Origin of the sequence: Diaphorobacter sp. LI3 (genome assembly GCF_022807955.1) — a bacterium.
Taxonomy (GTDB): Bacteria; Pseudomonadota; Gammaproteobacteria; order Burkholderiales; family Burkholderiaceae_C; genus Diaphorobacter; species Diaphorobacter nitroreducens.
Map to the genome: position 1 here is coordinate 2,866,891 of NZ_CP094346.1, position 16,233 is coordinate 2,883,123.

Consider the following 16,233-nt stretch of genomic DNA (forward strand, 5'->3'; position numbering starts at 1 on the left):
ATACCTTGCGCGACTCTTTTAGAAAGTGCCTGAATTATAGGATGCGGTATCACCCCTGCGCTGCCACGCGCTCAGCTTTACTTTGTAATTTATTCAGGGCACTGAGGTAGGCCTTGGCCGATGCCACCACGATGTCGGGGTCGGCCCCTACGCCATTCACCACGCGGCCGGCGCTCTGCAACCGCACGGTGACTTCGCCCTGGCTTTCGGTGGAGCCACTGATGGCATTCACCGAGTACAGCACCATCTCGGCACCGCTGCGCACATGCGCCTCGATGGCCTTCATCGAGGCATCGACCGGGCCGTTGCCCTCCGAGGAGCTGCGGACTTCCTTGCCGTCGACGGTGAACACGATGGTCGCCTCGGGCCGCTCGCCCGTTTCGCTGTGCTGCGCCAGGGACACGAAGCCGAACTGCTCCTTCTCGCTGGTCACGCTTTCGTCGCTCACGAGTGCCAGGATGTCCTCGTCAAAGATCTCGCTCTTGCGGTCGGCGAGTTCCTTGAATTTGGCAAACGCCACGTTGATTTCGCCTTCGCTCTCCAACTGGACGCCCAGTTCCTGCAGACGTTGCTTGAACGCATTGCGGCCGCTGAGTTTGCCCAGCACGATCTTGTTGGCGCTCCAGCCCACGTCCTCGGCGCGCATGATCTCGTACGTGTCGCGCGCCTTGAGCACGCCGTCCTGGTGGATGCCCGAGGCGTGGGCGAACGCATTGGCGCCCACCACGGCCTTGTTGGGCTGCACCACAAAGCCGGTGGTCTGGCTGACCATGCGGCTGGCGGCCACGATGTGCTGGGTATCGATGCCGACGTCCAGGCCGAAGTAGTCGCGCCGCGTCTTCACGGCCATCACCACCTCCTCCAGCGAACAATTGCCCGCACGCTCGCCCAGGCCGTTGATGGTGCACTCCACCTGGCGTGCCCCACCGATCTTCACACCCGCCAGCGAGTTGGCGACCGCCATGCCCAGATCGTTGTGGCAGTGCACGGACCAGATGGCCTTGTCACTGTTGGGAATGCGCTCGCGAAGGTTCTTGATGAAGTTACCGTACAGCTCGGGAATGGCGTAACCCACGGTGTCGGGCACGTTGATCGTGGTGGCGCCCTCCGCGATCACCGTCTCGATCACGCGGCACAGGAAGTCCGGGTCGCTGCGGTAGCCATCCTCGGGGCTGAATTCGATGTCCTCCACCAGGTTGCGTGCAAAACGCACCGCCTGCCTGGCTTGCTCCAGCACCTGCTCGGGCGTCATGCGCAGCTTCTTTTCCATGTGCAGCGCGCTGGTGGCGATGAACGTGTGGATGCGCGCGCGGCTCGCCTCTTTGAGCGCCTCGGCAGCACGGGCGATGTCCCGGTCGTTGGCACGTGCCAGCGAGCAGACCGTGGAGTCCTTCACTGCGCGCGCAATGGCCTGCACCGATTCGAAGTCGCCGTTGGAACTGGCGGCAAAACCCGCCTCGATCACATCCACACGCAGCCGCTCCAGTTGACGGGCAATGCGCAGCTTTTCATCGCGCGTCATGGAAGCTCCCGGCGACTGCTCGCCGTCGCGCAAGGTGGTGTCGAAGATGATGAGCTTGTCGGTCATGGATCGTCTCTTGAGGTCGTTGTGGGGATAGGGAATCAGGCAACCATCACCTGGGCTTGTATTTGCGGAGCACGCTGCAGCCCCGAAAGAATGGCACGGATCGAGGCTGACACGATGTTGGCATCCATGCCCACCCCATATACGGTGTGGCGATCATCGATGCGCATCTCGACATAGGCCACGGCCTTGGCGTGGGCGCCTTCGCTGATGGCATGTTCGTTGTAGTCCAGCACGCGCACATCGCAGTCCAGCGCAGCGGCCACGGCCTGTACGAATGCGTCGATCGGGCCTGTGCCTTCGCCTTCAATCTGCAGCGTCTGGCCTTGCCAGGGCAGTTGTCCGCGCAATGCAACCGTGCCGTTCTCGCCTTCCATACGGTATACCGGCGTCGCGGCCTCGTCCAGACGGTATTCGCGCTCGAACAAACTCCACAGATCGGCGGCCGTGAGCTCCTTGCCGCTGGCGTCCATTTCGCGCTGCACTGCCTGGCTGAACTCGATCTGCAAGCGCCGCGGCAGTTGCACGCCGTATTCACTCTCCAACAGATACGCGATGCCGCCCTTGCCGGACTGGCTGTTGACGCGAATGATGGCTTCATAACTGCGCCCCAGATCCTTGGGATCGATCGGCAGGTAGGGCATCTCCCAGATGTCGCCCTCGCGCCGGGCGGCAAATGCTTTCTTGATGGCGTCCTGATGGGAGCCGGAGAACGAGGTATAGACCAGATCGCCTACGTACGGATGGCGCGGGTGCACGGGTAACTGGTTGCAATACTCCACGGTGCTGCGGATGCCGTCGATGTCCGAAAAGTCCAGCCCCGGATGCACGCCTTGCGTGTACATGTTGAGGGCCACGTTCACCACGTCCAGGTTACCCGTACGTTCGCCGTTGCCGAAGAGGCAGCCCTCCAGCCGGTCGGCGCCCGCCATCAAGGCCAGCTCCGCCGTTGCCGTGCCGGTGCCGCGGTCGTTGTGCGGGTGCACCGACAGCACCACGCAGTCGCGGCGCTGGATGTGGCGGTGCGTCCACTCGACCATGTCCGCGAAGATGTTCGGCGTGGAGTGCTCCACCGTGGTCGGCAGATTGATGATGCACTTCTTCTGGGGTGTCGGCTGCCACACGTCGGTCACCGCATCGATCACACGCTTGGAAAACTCCAGTTCGGTGTCCGAGTACATCTCAGGCGAATACTGGAACGTCCAGTCGGTAAGGGGGTACTGGGCAGCGATGTCCTTGAACATCTGCGCGTTGCCACGGGCCAGTTCCACGATTTCGTCCTCGCTCATGTCCAGCACCACGCGGCGCATCACAGGCGCGGTGGCGTTATAGAGGTGGACGATGGCGCGGGGCGCGCCTTCCAAAGCCTCGAACGTGCGACGGATCAGATGGTCGCGCGCCTGGGTCAGCACCTGAATGGTCACGTCGTCAGGAATGCGGTCTTCCTCGATGAGCTTGCGCACGAAGTCGAACTCGACCTGGGAGGCCGACGGGAAGCCTACCTCGATCTCCTTGAATCCGATCTTCACCAGTTGCTCGAACATGCGCATCTTGCGCGCGATGTCCATGGGCTCGATCAACGCCTGGTTGCCGTCGCGCAGGTCCACACTGCACCAGATGGGCGCGCGGTCGATCACCGCGTCGGGCCAGGTGCGGTCCGTCAAGCGCACGGGGGCAAAGGGACGGTATTTGGCGGCGGGGTTCTGCAGCATCGGAATTCTCTCTTTCGTGGAACAAGGTAGGTGTCTGACCTGTGCTCCAGCGACCCCGGAAAAACAAAAACGGCCCGTCGCTGGTGCTCACGGGCCGTGGGAAGTAGGTGTGTACGCGCGCGCTACTATGCCTGCCCGAGGGACAAGTTCAGTAGTAGTGCTAGCGACAGGAAATGCATGCGAACGACTCTAGCACAAAAAACACACGGCGACACGCAGGGCTACTCGTGCAACCCGCGCTCCTCGGGCTCGTCCTTGGAGGTGCTGATCACACTGGCCCGATACCCCTTGGCACGCCGCCATGCATACACGCCGTACCCGCTCAATCCATAAGCCACGAAAATGCTGAACAGCACCGTGGGCGCATGGATGTTGATGATGGCAATCCCCAGCACGATGAGCACGATGGCCGTAAAGGGCACGCTGCGCTTGAGGTGCAAGTCCTTGAAGCTATAGAACGGCGCATTGGTCACCATGGTGAGCCCGGCGTACAGCGTCAGCCCGAACATCACCCAGGTGAGCTGGCTCCAGGTCAGCAGGCCGTCCTGCCCGCGCTGCACACCCGAGTCGGACAGCAGCCAGATGAAGCCCGTCACCAGCGCCGCCGCGGCCGGAGATGGAAGCCCCTGGAACCAGCGCTTGTCCACGGTGCCGGTGTTGACGTTGAAGCGCGCCAGCCGCAGGGCAGCGCATGAACAGTAGACGAAGGCCGCGATCCAGCCCCAGCGCCCCAGGCCGCTGAGGGCCCACTCGTAGGCGATCAGTGCAGGCGCCACGCCGAAGGACACCATGTCCGACAGCGAGTCCATCTGCTCGCCGAACGCGCTTTGCGTGTTGGTCATGCGCGCCACGCGCCCATCCAGGCTGTCCAGCACCATGGCGCAGAACACCCCCACCGCCGCATAGTCGAAGCGGCCATTCATGGCCATGACAATGGCGTAGAACCCGCCAAACAACGCTGCCAGCGTGAACAGGTTGGGCAGGATGTAGATGCCCTTGCGGCGCTTGCGCACCATCACGCCCGTGTTTTCGGCGGCGTCGTTGCCATCATGCATTCAATCGACCTCCAGCGCCCATCCAGCAAGCGCCAACAGCTATTAAATCAATAGTATTTTTATTCCGCACACGCGTGCGGAAAAGGACGCAGTGTAGCCGCTGCCCCGCACGCAAAAAAGGCCACCGGGGTGGCCTTGGGGAAAGACGCCAGCGCGGCCCGGCCGCGCTCGCGCATCAGTTGCGCGTCTGGTCCACCAGCTTGTTCTTGGCGATCCAGGGCATCATCGCACGCAGTTGGGCACCCACCACTTCGATGCTGTGGTCGGCGGTGTTGCGGCGGCGGGCCGTCATGCTCGGGTAGTTCAGGCGGCCTTCCTGGATGAACATCTTGGCGTAGTCGCCGTTCTGGATGCGCTTCAAGGCATTGCGCATGGCGGCGCGCGACTGCTCGTTGATCACTTCGGGGCCGGTCACGTACTCGCCGAACTCGGCGTTGTTCGAGATCGAGTAGTTCATGTTGGCGATGCCGCCTTCGTAGATCAGGTCCACGATGAGCTTGAGCTCGTGCAGGCACTCGAAGTAGGCCATCTCGGGGGCGTAGCCGGCTTCCACCAGCGTTTCGTAGCCCATCTTGATCAGCTCGACAGCGCCACCGCACAGCACGGCCTGCTCGCCGAACAGGTCGGTCTCGGTCTCTTCCTTGAAGTTGGTCTCGATGATGCCGGCCTTGCCGCCGCCATTGGCCATGGCGTAGGACAGCGCCAGGTCACGCGCCTTGCCGGACTTGTCCTGGTGCACGGCCACCAGGTGGGGCACGCCGCCGCCCTGGGTGTAGGTGTTGCGCACGGTGTGGCCGGGGGCCTTGGGCGCCACCATCCACACGTCCAGATCGGCGCGGGGCACGACCTGGTTGTAGTGCACGTTGAAGCCGTGGGCGAAGGCCAGCGAGGCGCCCTGCTTGATATGGGGCTCAACGTTGTTCTTGTAGACCTCGGCGATCTGCTCGTCGGGCAGCAGGATCATGACGACGTCGGCTTCCTTCACGGCGTCGTTCACTTCCTTGACCGTCAGGCCGGCCTTGCCGACCTTGTCCCACGAAGCGCCGCCCTTGCGCAAGCCGACCACGACCTTCACGCCGCTGTCGTTGAGGTTTTGGGCATGGGCGTGGCCTTGGCTGCCATAGCCGATGATGGCCACGGTCTTGCCCTTGATGAGGCTCAGATCACAGTCTTTGTCGTAGAAAACTTTCATGGTCGCTCCGGTTGGGATTCTGTTCAGGGGGAAAGGAAAACGGGGGGATTGTCGTACTTACACACGCAGGATGCGTTCGCCACGGCCGATGCCGCTGGCGCCCGTGCGCACCGTCTCCAAAATGGCGGTACGGTCGATGGCCTGCAGGAAAGCGTCGTTCTTGGACTGGTCGCCGGTCAGCTCGATCGTGTAGCTCTTTTCGGTCACGTCGATGATGCGTCCGCGAAAGATGTCGGCCATGCGCTTCATCTCTTCGCGCTCCTTGCCCACGGCGCGCACCTTCACCATCATGAGTTCGCGCTCGGTGTAGGCGCCTTCGGTCAGGTCAACCACCTTGACCACCTCGATGAGGCGGTTCAGGTGCTTGGTGATCTGCTCGATCACGTCTTCCGATCCATGGGTCTGGATGGTCATGCGCGACAGGGACGCGTCCTCGGTGGGCGCCACGGTCAGCGATTCGATGTTGTAGCCCCGCGCGGAAAACAGGCCAACGACGCGCGACAGCGCACCCGGTTCGTTCTCCAGCAGGACGGCGATGATGTGTTTCATGGGATGAGCTTCCTCTTCTCGCTGCCCTCCCCTGGCGCCGGTAAGCGCCAGGCTTGGCAGACAATAGATTCGTCAGAAAACGCTATTAAATAAATAGCTATTAGCGCTTGCCAGACAAGCGTTACAGGCCTTTTTTATGCTTAAAGGTCTTCCGACCCCAGCAGCATCTCGGTGATGCCTTTGCCAGCCTGCACCATCGGGAACACGTTCTCGGTGGGGTCGGTCCGGAAGTCCAGGAACACCGTGCGGTCCTTGAGCTTGCGCGCTTCGCGCAGCGCCGGCTCCACGTCCTGCGGGCGCTCGATGAGCATGCCCACGTGGCCATAGGCCTCGGCCAGCTTCACGAAGTTGGGCAGCGCGTCCATGTAGCTGTGGCTGTAGCGGCCGGAGTACTCAATTTCTTGCCACTGGCGCACCATGCCCAGGTAGCGGTTGTTGAGCGACAGCACCTTGATAGGGGTGTTGTACTGCAGGCAGGTGGAGAGCTCCTGGATGTTCATCTGCACCGAGCCTTCGCCCGTCACACAGAACACCTCAGACTCGGGCTTGGCCAGCTTGATGCCCATGGCATAGGGAATGCCCACGCCCATGGTGCCCAGGCCGCCGGAGTTGATCCAGCGGCGCGGCTCGTCGAATTTGTAAAACTGGGCGGCCCACATCTGATGCTGGCCCACATCGGAGGTGACGTAGGCGTCCGCATCGCGGGTCATATTCCACAGCGTCTCGATCACGTACTGCGGCTTGATCACCTCGGTGTTCCCGCGGTCGTACTTCAGGCAGTCGCGGCCGCGCCAAGCCTCGATCTGATCCCACCACGCCGACAGCGCGCCAGCGTCGGGGCGTGTCGTGGTCTCGCGGATCATAGAGATCAGCTCAGTCAACACGTCCTTGACATCGCCCACGATCGGAATGTCCACCTTCACGCGCTTGGAAATGCTCGACGGGTCGATATCGATATGGATGATCTTGCGCTCGTTCTGCGCGAAATGCTTGGGATTGCCGATCACGCGGTCATCAAAGCGCGCGCCCACGGCCAGCAGCACGTCGCAGTTCTGCATGGCATTGTTGGCCTCGATCGTGCCGTGCATGCCTAGCATGCCCAGGAATTTGCGGTCGGTGGCCGGGTAGGCACCCAGACCCATCAGTGTGTGGGTGACCGGATAGCCCAGCATGTCGACCAGCGTGCGCAGCTCAGGCACCGCATTGCCCAGCAGCACGCCGCCGCCGGTGTAGATATAAGGTCGTTTCGCGGCCAGCAGCAGTTGCAGCGCCTTGCGGATCTGGCCGCCATGCCCCTTCTTGACGGGGTTGTAAGAGCGCATTTCCACGCTCTGCGGATAACCATGGAAAGCCGTCTTCTTGAACGACACATCCTTCGGGATATCCACCACCACGGGGCCGGGACGGCCGGTGCGCGCGATATGGAAGGCTTTTTTGAGCGTCACCGCCAGGTCGCGCACGTCTTTGACCAGGAAGTTGTGCTTGACGATGGGACGCGTGATGCCCACGGTGTCGCACTCCTGGAAGGCATCCAGCCCGATCGCGGGCGTGGGCACCTGGCCGGAGATGATCACCATGGGGATCGAATCCATATACGCCGTGGCGATGCCCGTCACGGCATTCGTCAATCCGGGGCCGGAAGTCACCAGCGCCACCCCGACCTCGCCCGTCGCGCGGGCATAACCGTCGGCCGCGTGCACCGCCGCCTGTTCGTGGCGCACCAGCACGTGCTGAATGGTGTCCTGCTTGTACAGCGCGTCGTAGATGTACAGCACGGCGCCGCCGGGGTAGCCCCAGATGTACTGGACATTCTCGGCCTGCAGAGCCTTGACAAGGATCTCGGACCCCATGAGGTCCTGGGCGCCGGGAGAAGATGAGGAGTTGCCGCCGCGAGAGGCCGCAGCCGCCGACGTGAGTTCGGCCTTGGAGATTTCCATGATCAACCTTTGCGAATTTCTCTAACGAAAAACCTTGGGTGCCCCTTGTACGAACTCTTGTGAAGCCGACTTGGGACTTGAGGCCTCGGCCATGGGCGCCATGAGTGTTGCGCCGGACCGGGACCCGTTTGCCTTTTTGAATTGCAGTACACATTATTGCACTGCACACATGCAGTTGGCGCAGCACGGCATAAAAAATACGCGGCAATGCGATAATCCGCCTTTCGCAGCTTGCCGCACGCACCTGCGCGCGCACTCCGCTTTCGCCCTCCTTGGGTTTTTGCCTTTGGCTACTGAACAAGAGCTCTCCGACTTCCTCAAAAGCGTGGACAAGCGTGCTTTCAAGCGCACGCTTTACCATGTGCGTAATGAGGAGGCCGCGTTGGACATCGTTCAGGACAGCATGCTCAAGCTGGCCGAGCACTATGGCGACAAACCGCCGGCCGAGCTACCCATGCTCTTCCAGCGCATCCTCACCAACTGCATGCTGGATTGGTTCCGGCGACAGAAGACACGCAATGCGCTTTTTTCCAGCCTGAGCGACTTCGAGGGCCCGTCGGACGATGGTTCAGATTTTGATTTTCTCGAGGTACACGCCGCTGCCAATGGCGAAATGGCACAGAGTGCCGAGGATTCCGTGCGTCGCGCCCAGGTACTGCGCGATATCGATGCCGAGATCCAAGAACTGCCCCCGCGTCAACGGGAGGCATTTTTGATGCGTTACTGGGAAGAAATGGATGTCGCAGAAACCGCAGCCGCCATGGGTTGCTCCGAAGGCAGCGTCAAGACACACTGCTTTCGGGCCATCCAAACCCTCAGCAAGGCACTGAAGGCCAAAGGAATCGTGCTATGAACCGCCCTCCAGAATACCCGCCGGAAATCACCCAGGCCGCGGATGCGTTCGCCCGCCGCCTTACGGCGCGCCTGAGCGAAGGCAATGCCAGCCTTCCCTACGACATCACCGAGCGCCTGCGCGCCGCCCGCATGCAGGCATTGGCGCAGCGCAAGCGCCCCGCCGTACAGTCTGCCCGTCAGACAGCCGCGGCCACGCACGTGTCTTCGCAAGGCTCCACCGCCACGCTCAGCGGCTGGGGCAGCGAAGGTGGCAACTGGTGGCGCGCCCTGGTATCCGCCGTGCCGCTGACGGCGCTGGTGGTGGGGCTGGTCTTCATCAACATGGCGCAGGACGAGACGGTGGCCACCGAAATCGCCGAAGTCGACGCTGCGCTTCTGACCGACGATCTTCCCCCGTCGGCCTATGCTGACCCCGGCTTCCTGCAATACCTCAAGACAGCCAATACGACGCAATAAGATCACTGCCTGCATGCACGAGCCGTCCCCGCACGCCCCACGCCCCCACCTGCCAGCATTCTTGCTGGCTTTTGTCTTGCTGGGTGCGTTGGCGACGACAGGGTGGTGGATGGCTGCCTATGTGCGGGTGGCGCCCAGTACCCCTGTCCCGGCCGAGGCGCTGGGAGATGGCAGGCACAAAATCTACAGCGAGCCCCGGCAGGCTCCGCAAGCCGAGGCCGGCCCCCGCTGGACAGACCTGAGCACTCCTCAGAAAGAAGCGCTCTACCCCCTTGCAGACCGCTGGAGCGTGCTCAGCGAAGGGCAAAAGCGCAACTGGCTCAACCTGGCAGCGGGCTTTCACGCACTCTCTGAGGACGAGCAGGCGAAGATGCTCGCACGCATTACCGATTGGGCCAGCCTCAGCACCCAGCAGCGCAGCCAGGCGCGACTGAACTATGCCGCCGCCAGCAGGCTCCCGGCCGACAGCCGGCGTGCCCGATGGGAGGCATACCAGGCGCTGAGTGCGGAAGAGAAGAAGCGCCTGGCGGCCAAGGCGGCGCCGCGGCCGACCGGCGCAGCCACCACGGTACGCCCGGTTTCCCCCAAGAAGCTGGCCCGCGTCCCTGCAGCCACCAATGCGCCGCCGGCCGTCCCCAACCCTCCGAAAATCCAGCCGCCAGCGGAATTCCATTCGCCCCAGGCCCTGCCGGTGCCGCCCCCCGTGGTCGTGGAAACATCGCCGGTCACGATCCCGTCCGCACTGCCTGCGCCGCTCCCCCCCCTTGCGCCCGCCTCGGCTCCCGAACCCGCTCCGGAACCGCCAGTGGACCTGACCCCCCTGCATCCGCCGCAATGATCGGTGCATGACCTCCGTTCGCCGTCCCGCATGACTGCCTCGCGCGCCAATCCGCAGACCCCCCACCCTTCCGACGCTGCCGCCCCGGCGGCATCCTGCGCGATCGCCCCTCCGCTGCGGCGCCGCATGGCCTGCTGGTTGTATGAGGGCATGTTGATGTTCGGGGTGGTGTTCATCGCGGGCTACCTGTTCGGCACCCTGACACAGACACGGCATGGGCTGGACAACCGCCACGCGCTGCAGGCCTTTCTGTTCGTGGTGTTCGGCATCTATTTCGTCTGGTTCTGGTCCCAGGGACACACGCTTGCCATGAAGACCTGGCACATCCGGGTGGAAGACCAGCAGGGGCGCTCCCTCTCGCAACCACGGGCGCTGCTGCGCTACTTGTTGTGCTGGCTGTGGTTCCTGCCCCCATTGGCGGTGATCGCGCCCTTTCAACTGTCCGCGGGCGAAGCGACCGTCATCGTGGCGGGCTGGGTCGCGGTATGGGCCCTGCTCAGCCGATTTCACCCGCAACGCCAGTTCTGGCACGACGCACTCGCCGGTACCCGCCTGGTGCATTACGAAGTGCCGCCCCGCCGCAAGGGTTGAGGGGCGGACTGGGCCACGCACGTGTGCATCTGACGCGCAAGCTATGCGCACAACCCCTGCAGTTCGCCTTCCCATAGCGCGACAATCACCGTCCGAATGCCTGATCCCACGTCCTCCGCACCACACCCCCACAAGCAACGCACCGGCTTGCGCCGGCTGTGGCATGCCACGGGCTACTCCCTGACGGGCCTGCGGTCAGGCTGGGAAGAAAAGGCGTTTCGCCAGGAGGTGTGCCTGGCAGCCCTGCTGCTGCCCTCGTCCTTTTACGTCGGTCGGGACTGGATGCAGACCGCTGTACTGGCGGCGGTGGTGGTGTTGGTGCTGATCACCGAGTTGCTCAACTCTGGCATCGAGGCCGCCATCGATCGCGTCGGGCATGAACTGCATCCGCTGTCCAAGCGCGCCAAGGACTTGGGCAGCGCAGCGGTGCTGCTCAGCCTGCTGCTGTGCGCAGCCGTGTGGGCGGCCGCGCTCTACCAAAGGTTCCTACATGGCTGATGTCGCTTTTTCGATCTGCGTGTACCTGGGCTCTCGCCCGGGCAACAACCCCTTGTTCACAGAAGCGGCCACGGCCGTGGGCCACTGGATAGGCCGCCACGGCGGCCAGTTGGTCTACGGCGGCGGCCGCAGCGGCCTCATGGGCACGGTGGCGGAGGCCACGCGCGTGGCAGGCGGCCGGGTCGTGGGCATCATTCCGCAGGCTCTCGTGGACAAGGAACTGGCCAACCACTTCTGCGATGAGCTGCACATCGTGCAGACCATGCACGAGCGCAAGGCCATGATGGCCGAGCGCAGCGATGCCTTCGTCGCCCTGCCGGGCGGCATCGGCACACTGGAAGAGCTGTTCGAAGTCTGGACCTGGCGCCAGCTGGGCTACCACGACAAGCCTATCGGCCTGTTGGACACCGACGGCTACTACGGCGGCATGCTGGGCTTCCTGCAGCATGCGGTACATGGCGGGCTCATGGGGGAATGGCAGATGGGCCTGATCCGCGTGGGTACGGAGCCCGATGCCCTGCTCACCGCGCTGGTACAGGACGCAGGCGCGAATGCCAGCGCCATCCCCCTGCGCAGCGTGATCTGACAGCTGTCCCACCGCGCTGGCGTGCGCGGGATTGGCAGACGTGCCGTTCGTTACACCGCGGCGTCGTCCAGGTCGCCTGTGCGGATGCGCACCACGCGCTCCACGGCGGTGACGAAAATCTTGCCGTCGCCGATCTTGCCGGTGCGCGCCGCGCCTACGATCGCGTCCACGCAGCGGTCCACGTCTTCGGTGCGCACCACCACCTCGATCTTGACCTTGGGCAGGAAGTCCACCACGTACTCGGCACCACGGTACAGCTCGGTGTGGCCCTTTTGCCGGCCGAAGCCCTTCACCTCGGTCACCGTCAGCCCCGTCACCCCGCATTCGGCCAAGGCCTCGCGGACTTCCTCCAGTTTGAAGGGCTTGATGACGGCGGTGATCATTTGCATGGGGAACTCCTCAAATATCTAAAAAGCGGTGGGCACGGCACGGCGACCCAGCGGCCGCCACAGGGGGCTCAGGCCCTGAATCGGTTGGTGATGGGGTAGCGCCAATCCTTGCCGAAGCTGCGGCGCGTGACGCGCACGCCCACAGGCGCCTGGCGGCGCTTGTATTCGTTGAGCTTGATGAGCCGGGTCACACGTTCGACATCGGCACGTTCAAAGCCGGCGCGCACGATGTCTTCCAGAGGCTCGTCATTTTCCATGTAGCGCTCGACGATGGCGTCCAGTACCTCGTAGGGCGGCAGACTGTCCTGGTCTTTCTGGTCGGGACGCAGTTCGGCACTGGGCGGACGAGTGATGATGCGCTCGGGAATGGGATTCGCGCCGGTGCCATACGGGTCATTGGCGTTGCGCCAGCGGGCCAGTGCGAACACGCGCGTCTTGACCACGTCCTTGATCACGGCAAAGCCGCCGGCCATGTCGCCGTAAAGCGTGCAGTAGCCCGTGGCCAGTTCGCTCTTGTTGCCCGTGGTCAGCACCAGGCTGCCGAACTTGTTCGACAGCGCCATCAGCAGCATGCCGCGGATGCGCGCTTGCAGATTCTCTTCCGTCGTGTCCTCGGGCAGGCCGGCGAACTGCGGCGCCAGCGCAGTCTTGAAAGCCTCGAACTGCGGGGCGATGGCGATTTCGTCATAGCGCACCCCCAGCCGCCCGGCCATGTCGCGCGCGTCGATCCAGCTGATGTCGGCCGTGTAGGGCGAGGGCATCATCACTGTGCGCACCTTGTCGGCGCCCAGCGCGTCCACGGCAATGGCCAGCACCAGCGCCGAGTCCATGCCCCCCGACAGGCCCAGCAGCACGCCGGGGAAGCCATTCTTGCCCACGTAGTCGCGCACGCCCAGCACCAGCGCGGACCACAGCTCCGCCTCCCAGCCCTCGTGTGGCGCCACTGGCGCTTCCAAAACAATAGCTGCTTGCGCTTGCTGCACCTTGATCAACAGCGTTTTTTCTTCAAATCCTGGCGCACGAGCCGCCACGCTGCCATCGGCATTCAGCGCGAAGGACCGGCCCTCGAAAACCACCTCGTCCTGCCCGCCGACCAAGTGCGCATAGACCAGGGGCAGGCCGGTTTCCTGCACGCGCTCGCGCATCACCTGTTCGCGCTCGACAGCCTTGCCCAGGTGGTAGGGCGACGCATTGAGCGTGACCAGCACCTGCGCGCCCGCCTCCCGCGCGCTGCGCGCCGGCCCGGGGTACCACGCGTCCTCGCAGATCAGCAGGCCCATGCGCACGCCATCGACCTCGAACACGCAGTTCTCATCCCCGGGGACGAAATAGCGGCGTTCGTCGAAGACTTCGTAGTTGGGCAGGTACTGCTTGGCGTAGGTGTGCTCGATACGCCCCGCGCGCAGCACGCTGGCCGCGTTGTGGCACAGGCCGCGCCCCCCCTCGCCCACCCCGTGCGCCACGCGCCGCGGGTGCCCCACGACCACCGTCAGCCCCGGCCAATCCGCCGTAGCGGCCGCCAACCCTTCCAGTGCCTGCTCGCACGCCTGCACGAAGGCTGGCCGCAGGTACAGATCCTCGGCCGCGTAGCCGCACAGCGCCAGTTCGGGCGTAAGGAGCAGCCGGGCGCCGGCAGCATGGGCATCGCGCGCGGCCGCAAGAATCTTCTGGGCATTGCCCGGCACGTCGCCCACCACGAAGTTGAGTTGGGCGATGCTGATGACGAACGGCATGGGAATAGCGGGGCGGGTTGGTCTCGGACGATTATGTCACCCGGGCCCTGGCGCCGCCCCGAGCCGCGCCTTGCCCCTGCGGCACGCCCCGGCTGCGCGCTTGTCCCCACAGGCCAGGGACAGACCTGTGGATAAGCTGCGGGCGAGGCGGGCACATGCGGCTTAAGTGGTTGATTCATAACGCCCGCCCCTGCACCGCCTCATTTTTAAGCAGGCTGCGCCACCGCGGAGAAATCCCCACGGCCACGCGGTCCGGGCTTTGGGGACATGATGCGCTCTGCCCTGATTGCGGCACCGCCCACTGCATGACCACACCCTGCCCTGCCAGCACGCCTGCTTACGCATTGCACCTGCACGACTCGATCCATCGCGTGGGCGCCGATGCATGGGACGCACTGCTGGCGCACCAGCCCCACCCCACGCCCTTCCTGCGCCATGCCTACCTGTGCGCGCTCGAAGACAGCGGCAGCGCCACGCCCGCCCGGGGCTGGACGCCCGTCGTGTTCACCCTGTGGGCGGGCACGGACCTGCAGGCAGCCTGCATCGTGTACGCCAAGGCGCACTCGTACGGTGAGTACGTGTTCGATTGGGCCTGGGCCGATGCCTACGCCCGCCACGGGCTGGCGTACTACCCCAAGGCCGTGGCCGCCGTGCCGTTCACGCCGGTGCCCGGCACCCGGCTGATGGCCTGCGACGATGCCGCGCGGGACGCCCTGCTGCGCGCCGTGCTGGACTGGGCGAAGCAGGCGGAGCTGTCGTCCCTGCACCTGCTGTTCGGCGCGCAGCAGGATCTGGCTGCAGCGCACCAGGCGGGGATGCTGCTGCGCAGCACCGTGCAGTTCCACTGGCACAACCGGCGGCCCATGGACGGTGCAAGGTTCGCGGATTTCGAGGACTTCCTCGCCTCCCTGAACCAGGACAAGCGCAAGAAGATCCGCCAGGAGCGCCGGCGCGTGGCCCAGGCGGGGGTGTGCTTTCGCGTGCTGCGGGGCACGCAGATCACCACAGCAGACTGGGACTTCTTCTACCGCTGCTACGAGCGCACCTACCTGGAGCACGGCAATCCGCCCTACCTGACGCGGGCCTTCTTCCACGCCATGCAGCAGCACATGCCCGAGGCCTGGGTGCTTTTCGTGGCGGAGCGCGCGGGCCGCCCCATTGCTACCAGTTTGATAGCTGTTGGCGCTTATCCCAACTGCGTAAACACCCCAAATGACATGCAATCCGTGGCCTATGGCCGCTACTGGGGTGCGCTAGAACGGGTGGACTGCCTGCATTTCGAGGCCTGCTACTACCAGCCCATCGAGTGGTGCATCGCGCAGGGTGTGCACCGTTTCGAAGGCGGTGCGCAGGGCGAACACAAGATGGCCCGCGCCCTCCTGCCCGTGCGCGCGCAGAGCGCCCACTGGCTGGCGCACCCGGCGTTTGCCGAAGCCGTGGACCGGTTCCTGGCGCGTGAAGGCGAAGGCGTGGAGCACTACCTGGAGGATCTGCACGCGCGCAACCCCTTCCGTCGGGCAGGCTGACGGGCTGGACGCGGCCATGAAAAAGCGCGCCCATGGGCGCGCTTGGCAGAGATACAGCGAGAAGGCCCTCAGGCCGTCGCGACCGACTGCACCAATCCCATCTCAGAACTGCTGAGCAGCGATTCGATGTCCACCACGATCAGCATGCGCTCGCCCACGGTCGCGATGCCACGCACAAAGGACGAATCCACCTGCCCCTGGAACTGCGGTGCGGGCTTGATGGCATCGGCCGGCAGAGCCACCACGTCGGCCACCGCATCCACCACAGCGCCCAGCACCGTGCCGCCCACGTTGAGGATGATGACCACGGTGAAGTCGGTGTAGTCGGCGCTGGCGCAGTGCAGCTTCAGGCGCAGGTCGACGATCGGCACGATCACGCCGCGCAGATCGATCACGCCCTTGATGAACTCAGGCGCGTGCGCCATGCGGGTGGGTTGCTCGTAGGAGCGGATTTCCTGCACGCGCAGGATGTCGATGCCGTACTCCTCCTCACCCAGGCGGAAGGTCAGGTATTCCGCGGCACCGCTGGCGTTGGCGTTGCCGTACGAAGGACGCTGGGCGATGGAAGACGACATGGCAACTCCTAGGGAAATGTTCTCGCGCTTGCGCGCAGGTCGAGCACCGCCGGCCACACCAGCGTCGCGCACGCCCTGGCAGCATAGCAGTCATCGGTTACTTATGCTGACAATTTTGCCAGAAGCCGAAATCCCTGCAAGAAAAAAGCCCGCGGG

General features: G+C 64.2%; 16 protein-coding genes. 7 read left to right on the forward strand and 9 right to left on the reverse strand.

Going from position 1 to position 16,233, the window contains the following annotated elements; genetic code table 11:
* Positions 1-49: 49 nt before the first annotated feature.
* From MRB47_RS13280 to MRB47_RS13305, 6 genes are all read right to left on the reverse strand, one after another.
* On the reverse strand, positions 50-1,588 hold the full coding sequence (locus tag MRB47_RS13280) for a 2-isopropylmalate synthase (protein WP_135147787.1): 1,539 nt from the start codon (positions 1,586-1,588) through the stop codon (positions 50-52).
* Between the two features lie 35 nt (positions 1,589-1,623).
* Positions 1,624-3,297: a 2-isopropylmalate synthase gene (gene leuA / locus MRB47_RS13285; RefSeq protein WP_252100929.1), complete on the reverse strand. Its 1,674-nt coding sequence runs from the start codon at positions 3,295-3,297 to the stop codon at positions 1,624-1,626.
* Positions 3,298-3,518: 221 nt separating this feature from the next.
* Positions 3,519-4,352 (reverse strand): CDP-diacylglycerol--serine O-phosphatidyltransferase, encoded by an 834-nt coding sequence (gene pssA, locus MRB47_RS13290; RefSeq protein WP_015913458.1) that lies wholly within the window; start codon positions 4,350-4,352, stop codon positions 3,519-3,521.
* Between the two features lie 175 nt (positions 4,353-4,527).
* Positions 4,528-5,544 carry a ketol-acid reductoisomerase gene (ilvC, locus tag MRB47_RS13295; protein WP_011805035.1) on the reverse strand — a complete coding sequence of 339 codons (1,017 nt, stop codon included), beginning with the start codon at positions 5,542-5,544 and terminating at the stop codon, positions 4,528-4,530.
* A 57-nt stretch (positions 5,545-5,601) separates the two neighbouring features.
* Entirely contained in the window at positions 5,602-6,093 is a 492-nt protein-coding gene (gene ilvN / locus MRB47_RS13300) for an acetolactate synthase small subunit (RefSeq protein ID WP_011805034.1), read from the reverse strand.
* 140 nt (positions 6,094-6,233) lie between these two features.
* Positions 6,234-8,030 carry an acetolactate synthase 3 catalytic subunit gene (locus tag MRB47_RS13305; protein ID WP_011805033.1) on the reverse strand — a complete coding sequence of 599 codons (1,797 nt, stop codon included), beginning with the start codon at positions 8,028-8,030 and terminating at the stop codon, positions 6,234-6,236.
* A gap of 286 nt (positions 8,031-8,316) precedes the next feature.
* Here MRB47_RS13305 and MRB47_RS13310 point away from each other — a divergent pair, with 286 nt between their 5' ends.
* From MRB47_RS13310 to MRB47_RS13335, 6 genes are all read left to right on the forward strand, one after another.
* Complete coding sequence (locus MRB47_RS13310; RefSeq protein WP_011805032.1) at positions 8,317-8,883, forward strand: RNA polymerase sigma factor; 567 nt, start codon at positions 8,317-8,319, stop codon at positions 8,881-8,883.
* Entirely contained in the window at positions 8,880-9,341 is a 462-nt protein-coding gene (locus MRB47_RS13315) for a DUF3619 family protein (RefSeq protein WP_011805031.1), read from the forward strand. The genes MRB47_RS13310 and MRB47_RS13315 overlap by 4 nt, the downstream gene beginning before the upstream one ends.
* 13 nt (positions 9,342-9,354) lie before the next feature.
* A complete protein-coding gene (locus tag MRB47_RS13320; protein ID WP_411275696.1) occupies positions 9,355-10,179 on the forward strand; it encodes a DUF3106 domain-containing protein in 825 nt (274 codons plus the stop codon).
* 30 nt (positions 10,180-10,209) lie between these two features.
* Positions 10,210-10,770, forward strand: a complete 561-nt coding sequence (locus tag MRB47_RS13325) for an RDD family protein (protein WP_252100931.1) — start codon at positions 10,210-10,212, stop codon at positions 10,768-10,770.
* Between the two features lie 96 nt (positions 10,771-10,866).
* A complete protein-coding gene (locus MRB47_RS13330) occupies positions 10,867-11,268 on the forward strand; it encodes a diacylglycerol kinase (RefSeq protein ID WP_047351338.1) in 402 nt (133 codons plus the stop codon).
* Positions 11,261-11,854, forward strand: coding sequence for a TIGR00730 family Rossman fold protein (locus MRB47_RS13335; protein WP_011805027.1), 594 nt, complete (start codon positions 11,261-11,263; stop codon positions 11,852-11,854). Before MRB47_RS13330 ends, MRB47_RS13335 begins: the two co-directional genes overlap by 8 nt.
* A 50-nt stretch (positions 11,855-11,904) precedes the next feature.
* On the opposite strand, the gene MRB47_RS13340 is transcribed toward MRB47_RS13335, so the two are convergent.
* Both MRB47_RS13340 and MRB47_RS13345 read right to left on the reverse strand, forming a co-directional pair.
* On the reverse strand, positions 11,905-12,243 hold the full coding sequence (locus MRB47_RS13340; protein ID WP_011805026.1) for a P-II family nitrogen regulator: 339 nt from the start codon (positions 12,241-12,243) through the stop codon (positions 11,905-11,907).
* A 68-nt stretch (positions 12,244-12,311) separates the two neighbouring features.
* On the reverse strand, positions 12,312-13,976 hold the full coding sequence (locus tag MRB47_RS13345) for an NAD+ synthase (protein ID WP_252100932.1): 1,665 nt from the start codon (positions 13,974-13,976) through the stop codon (positions 12,312-12,314).
* Positions 13,977-14,281: 305 nt separating this feature from the next.
* Between MRB47_RS13345 and MRB47_RS13350 the strand changes: the two genes are divergently transcribed.
* On the forward strand, positions 14,282-15,502 hold the full coding sequence (locus MRB47_RS13350) for a GNAT family N-acetyltransferase (protein ID WP_252100933.1): 1,221 nt from the start codon (positions 14,282-14,284) through the stop codon (positions 15,500-15,502).
* Positions 15,503-15,570: 68 nt separating this feature from the next.
* Here MRB47_RS13350 and MRB47_RS13355 read toward each other — a convergent pair whose 3' ends face one another.
* Positions 15,571-16,077: a chemotaxis protein CheW gene (locus MRB47_RS13355; RefSeq protein WP_011805023.1), complete on the reverse strand. Its 507-nt coding sequence runs from the start codon at positions 16,075-16,077 to the stop codon at positions 15,571-15,573.
* Positions 16,078-16,233: the final 156 nt, after the last annotated feature.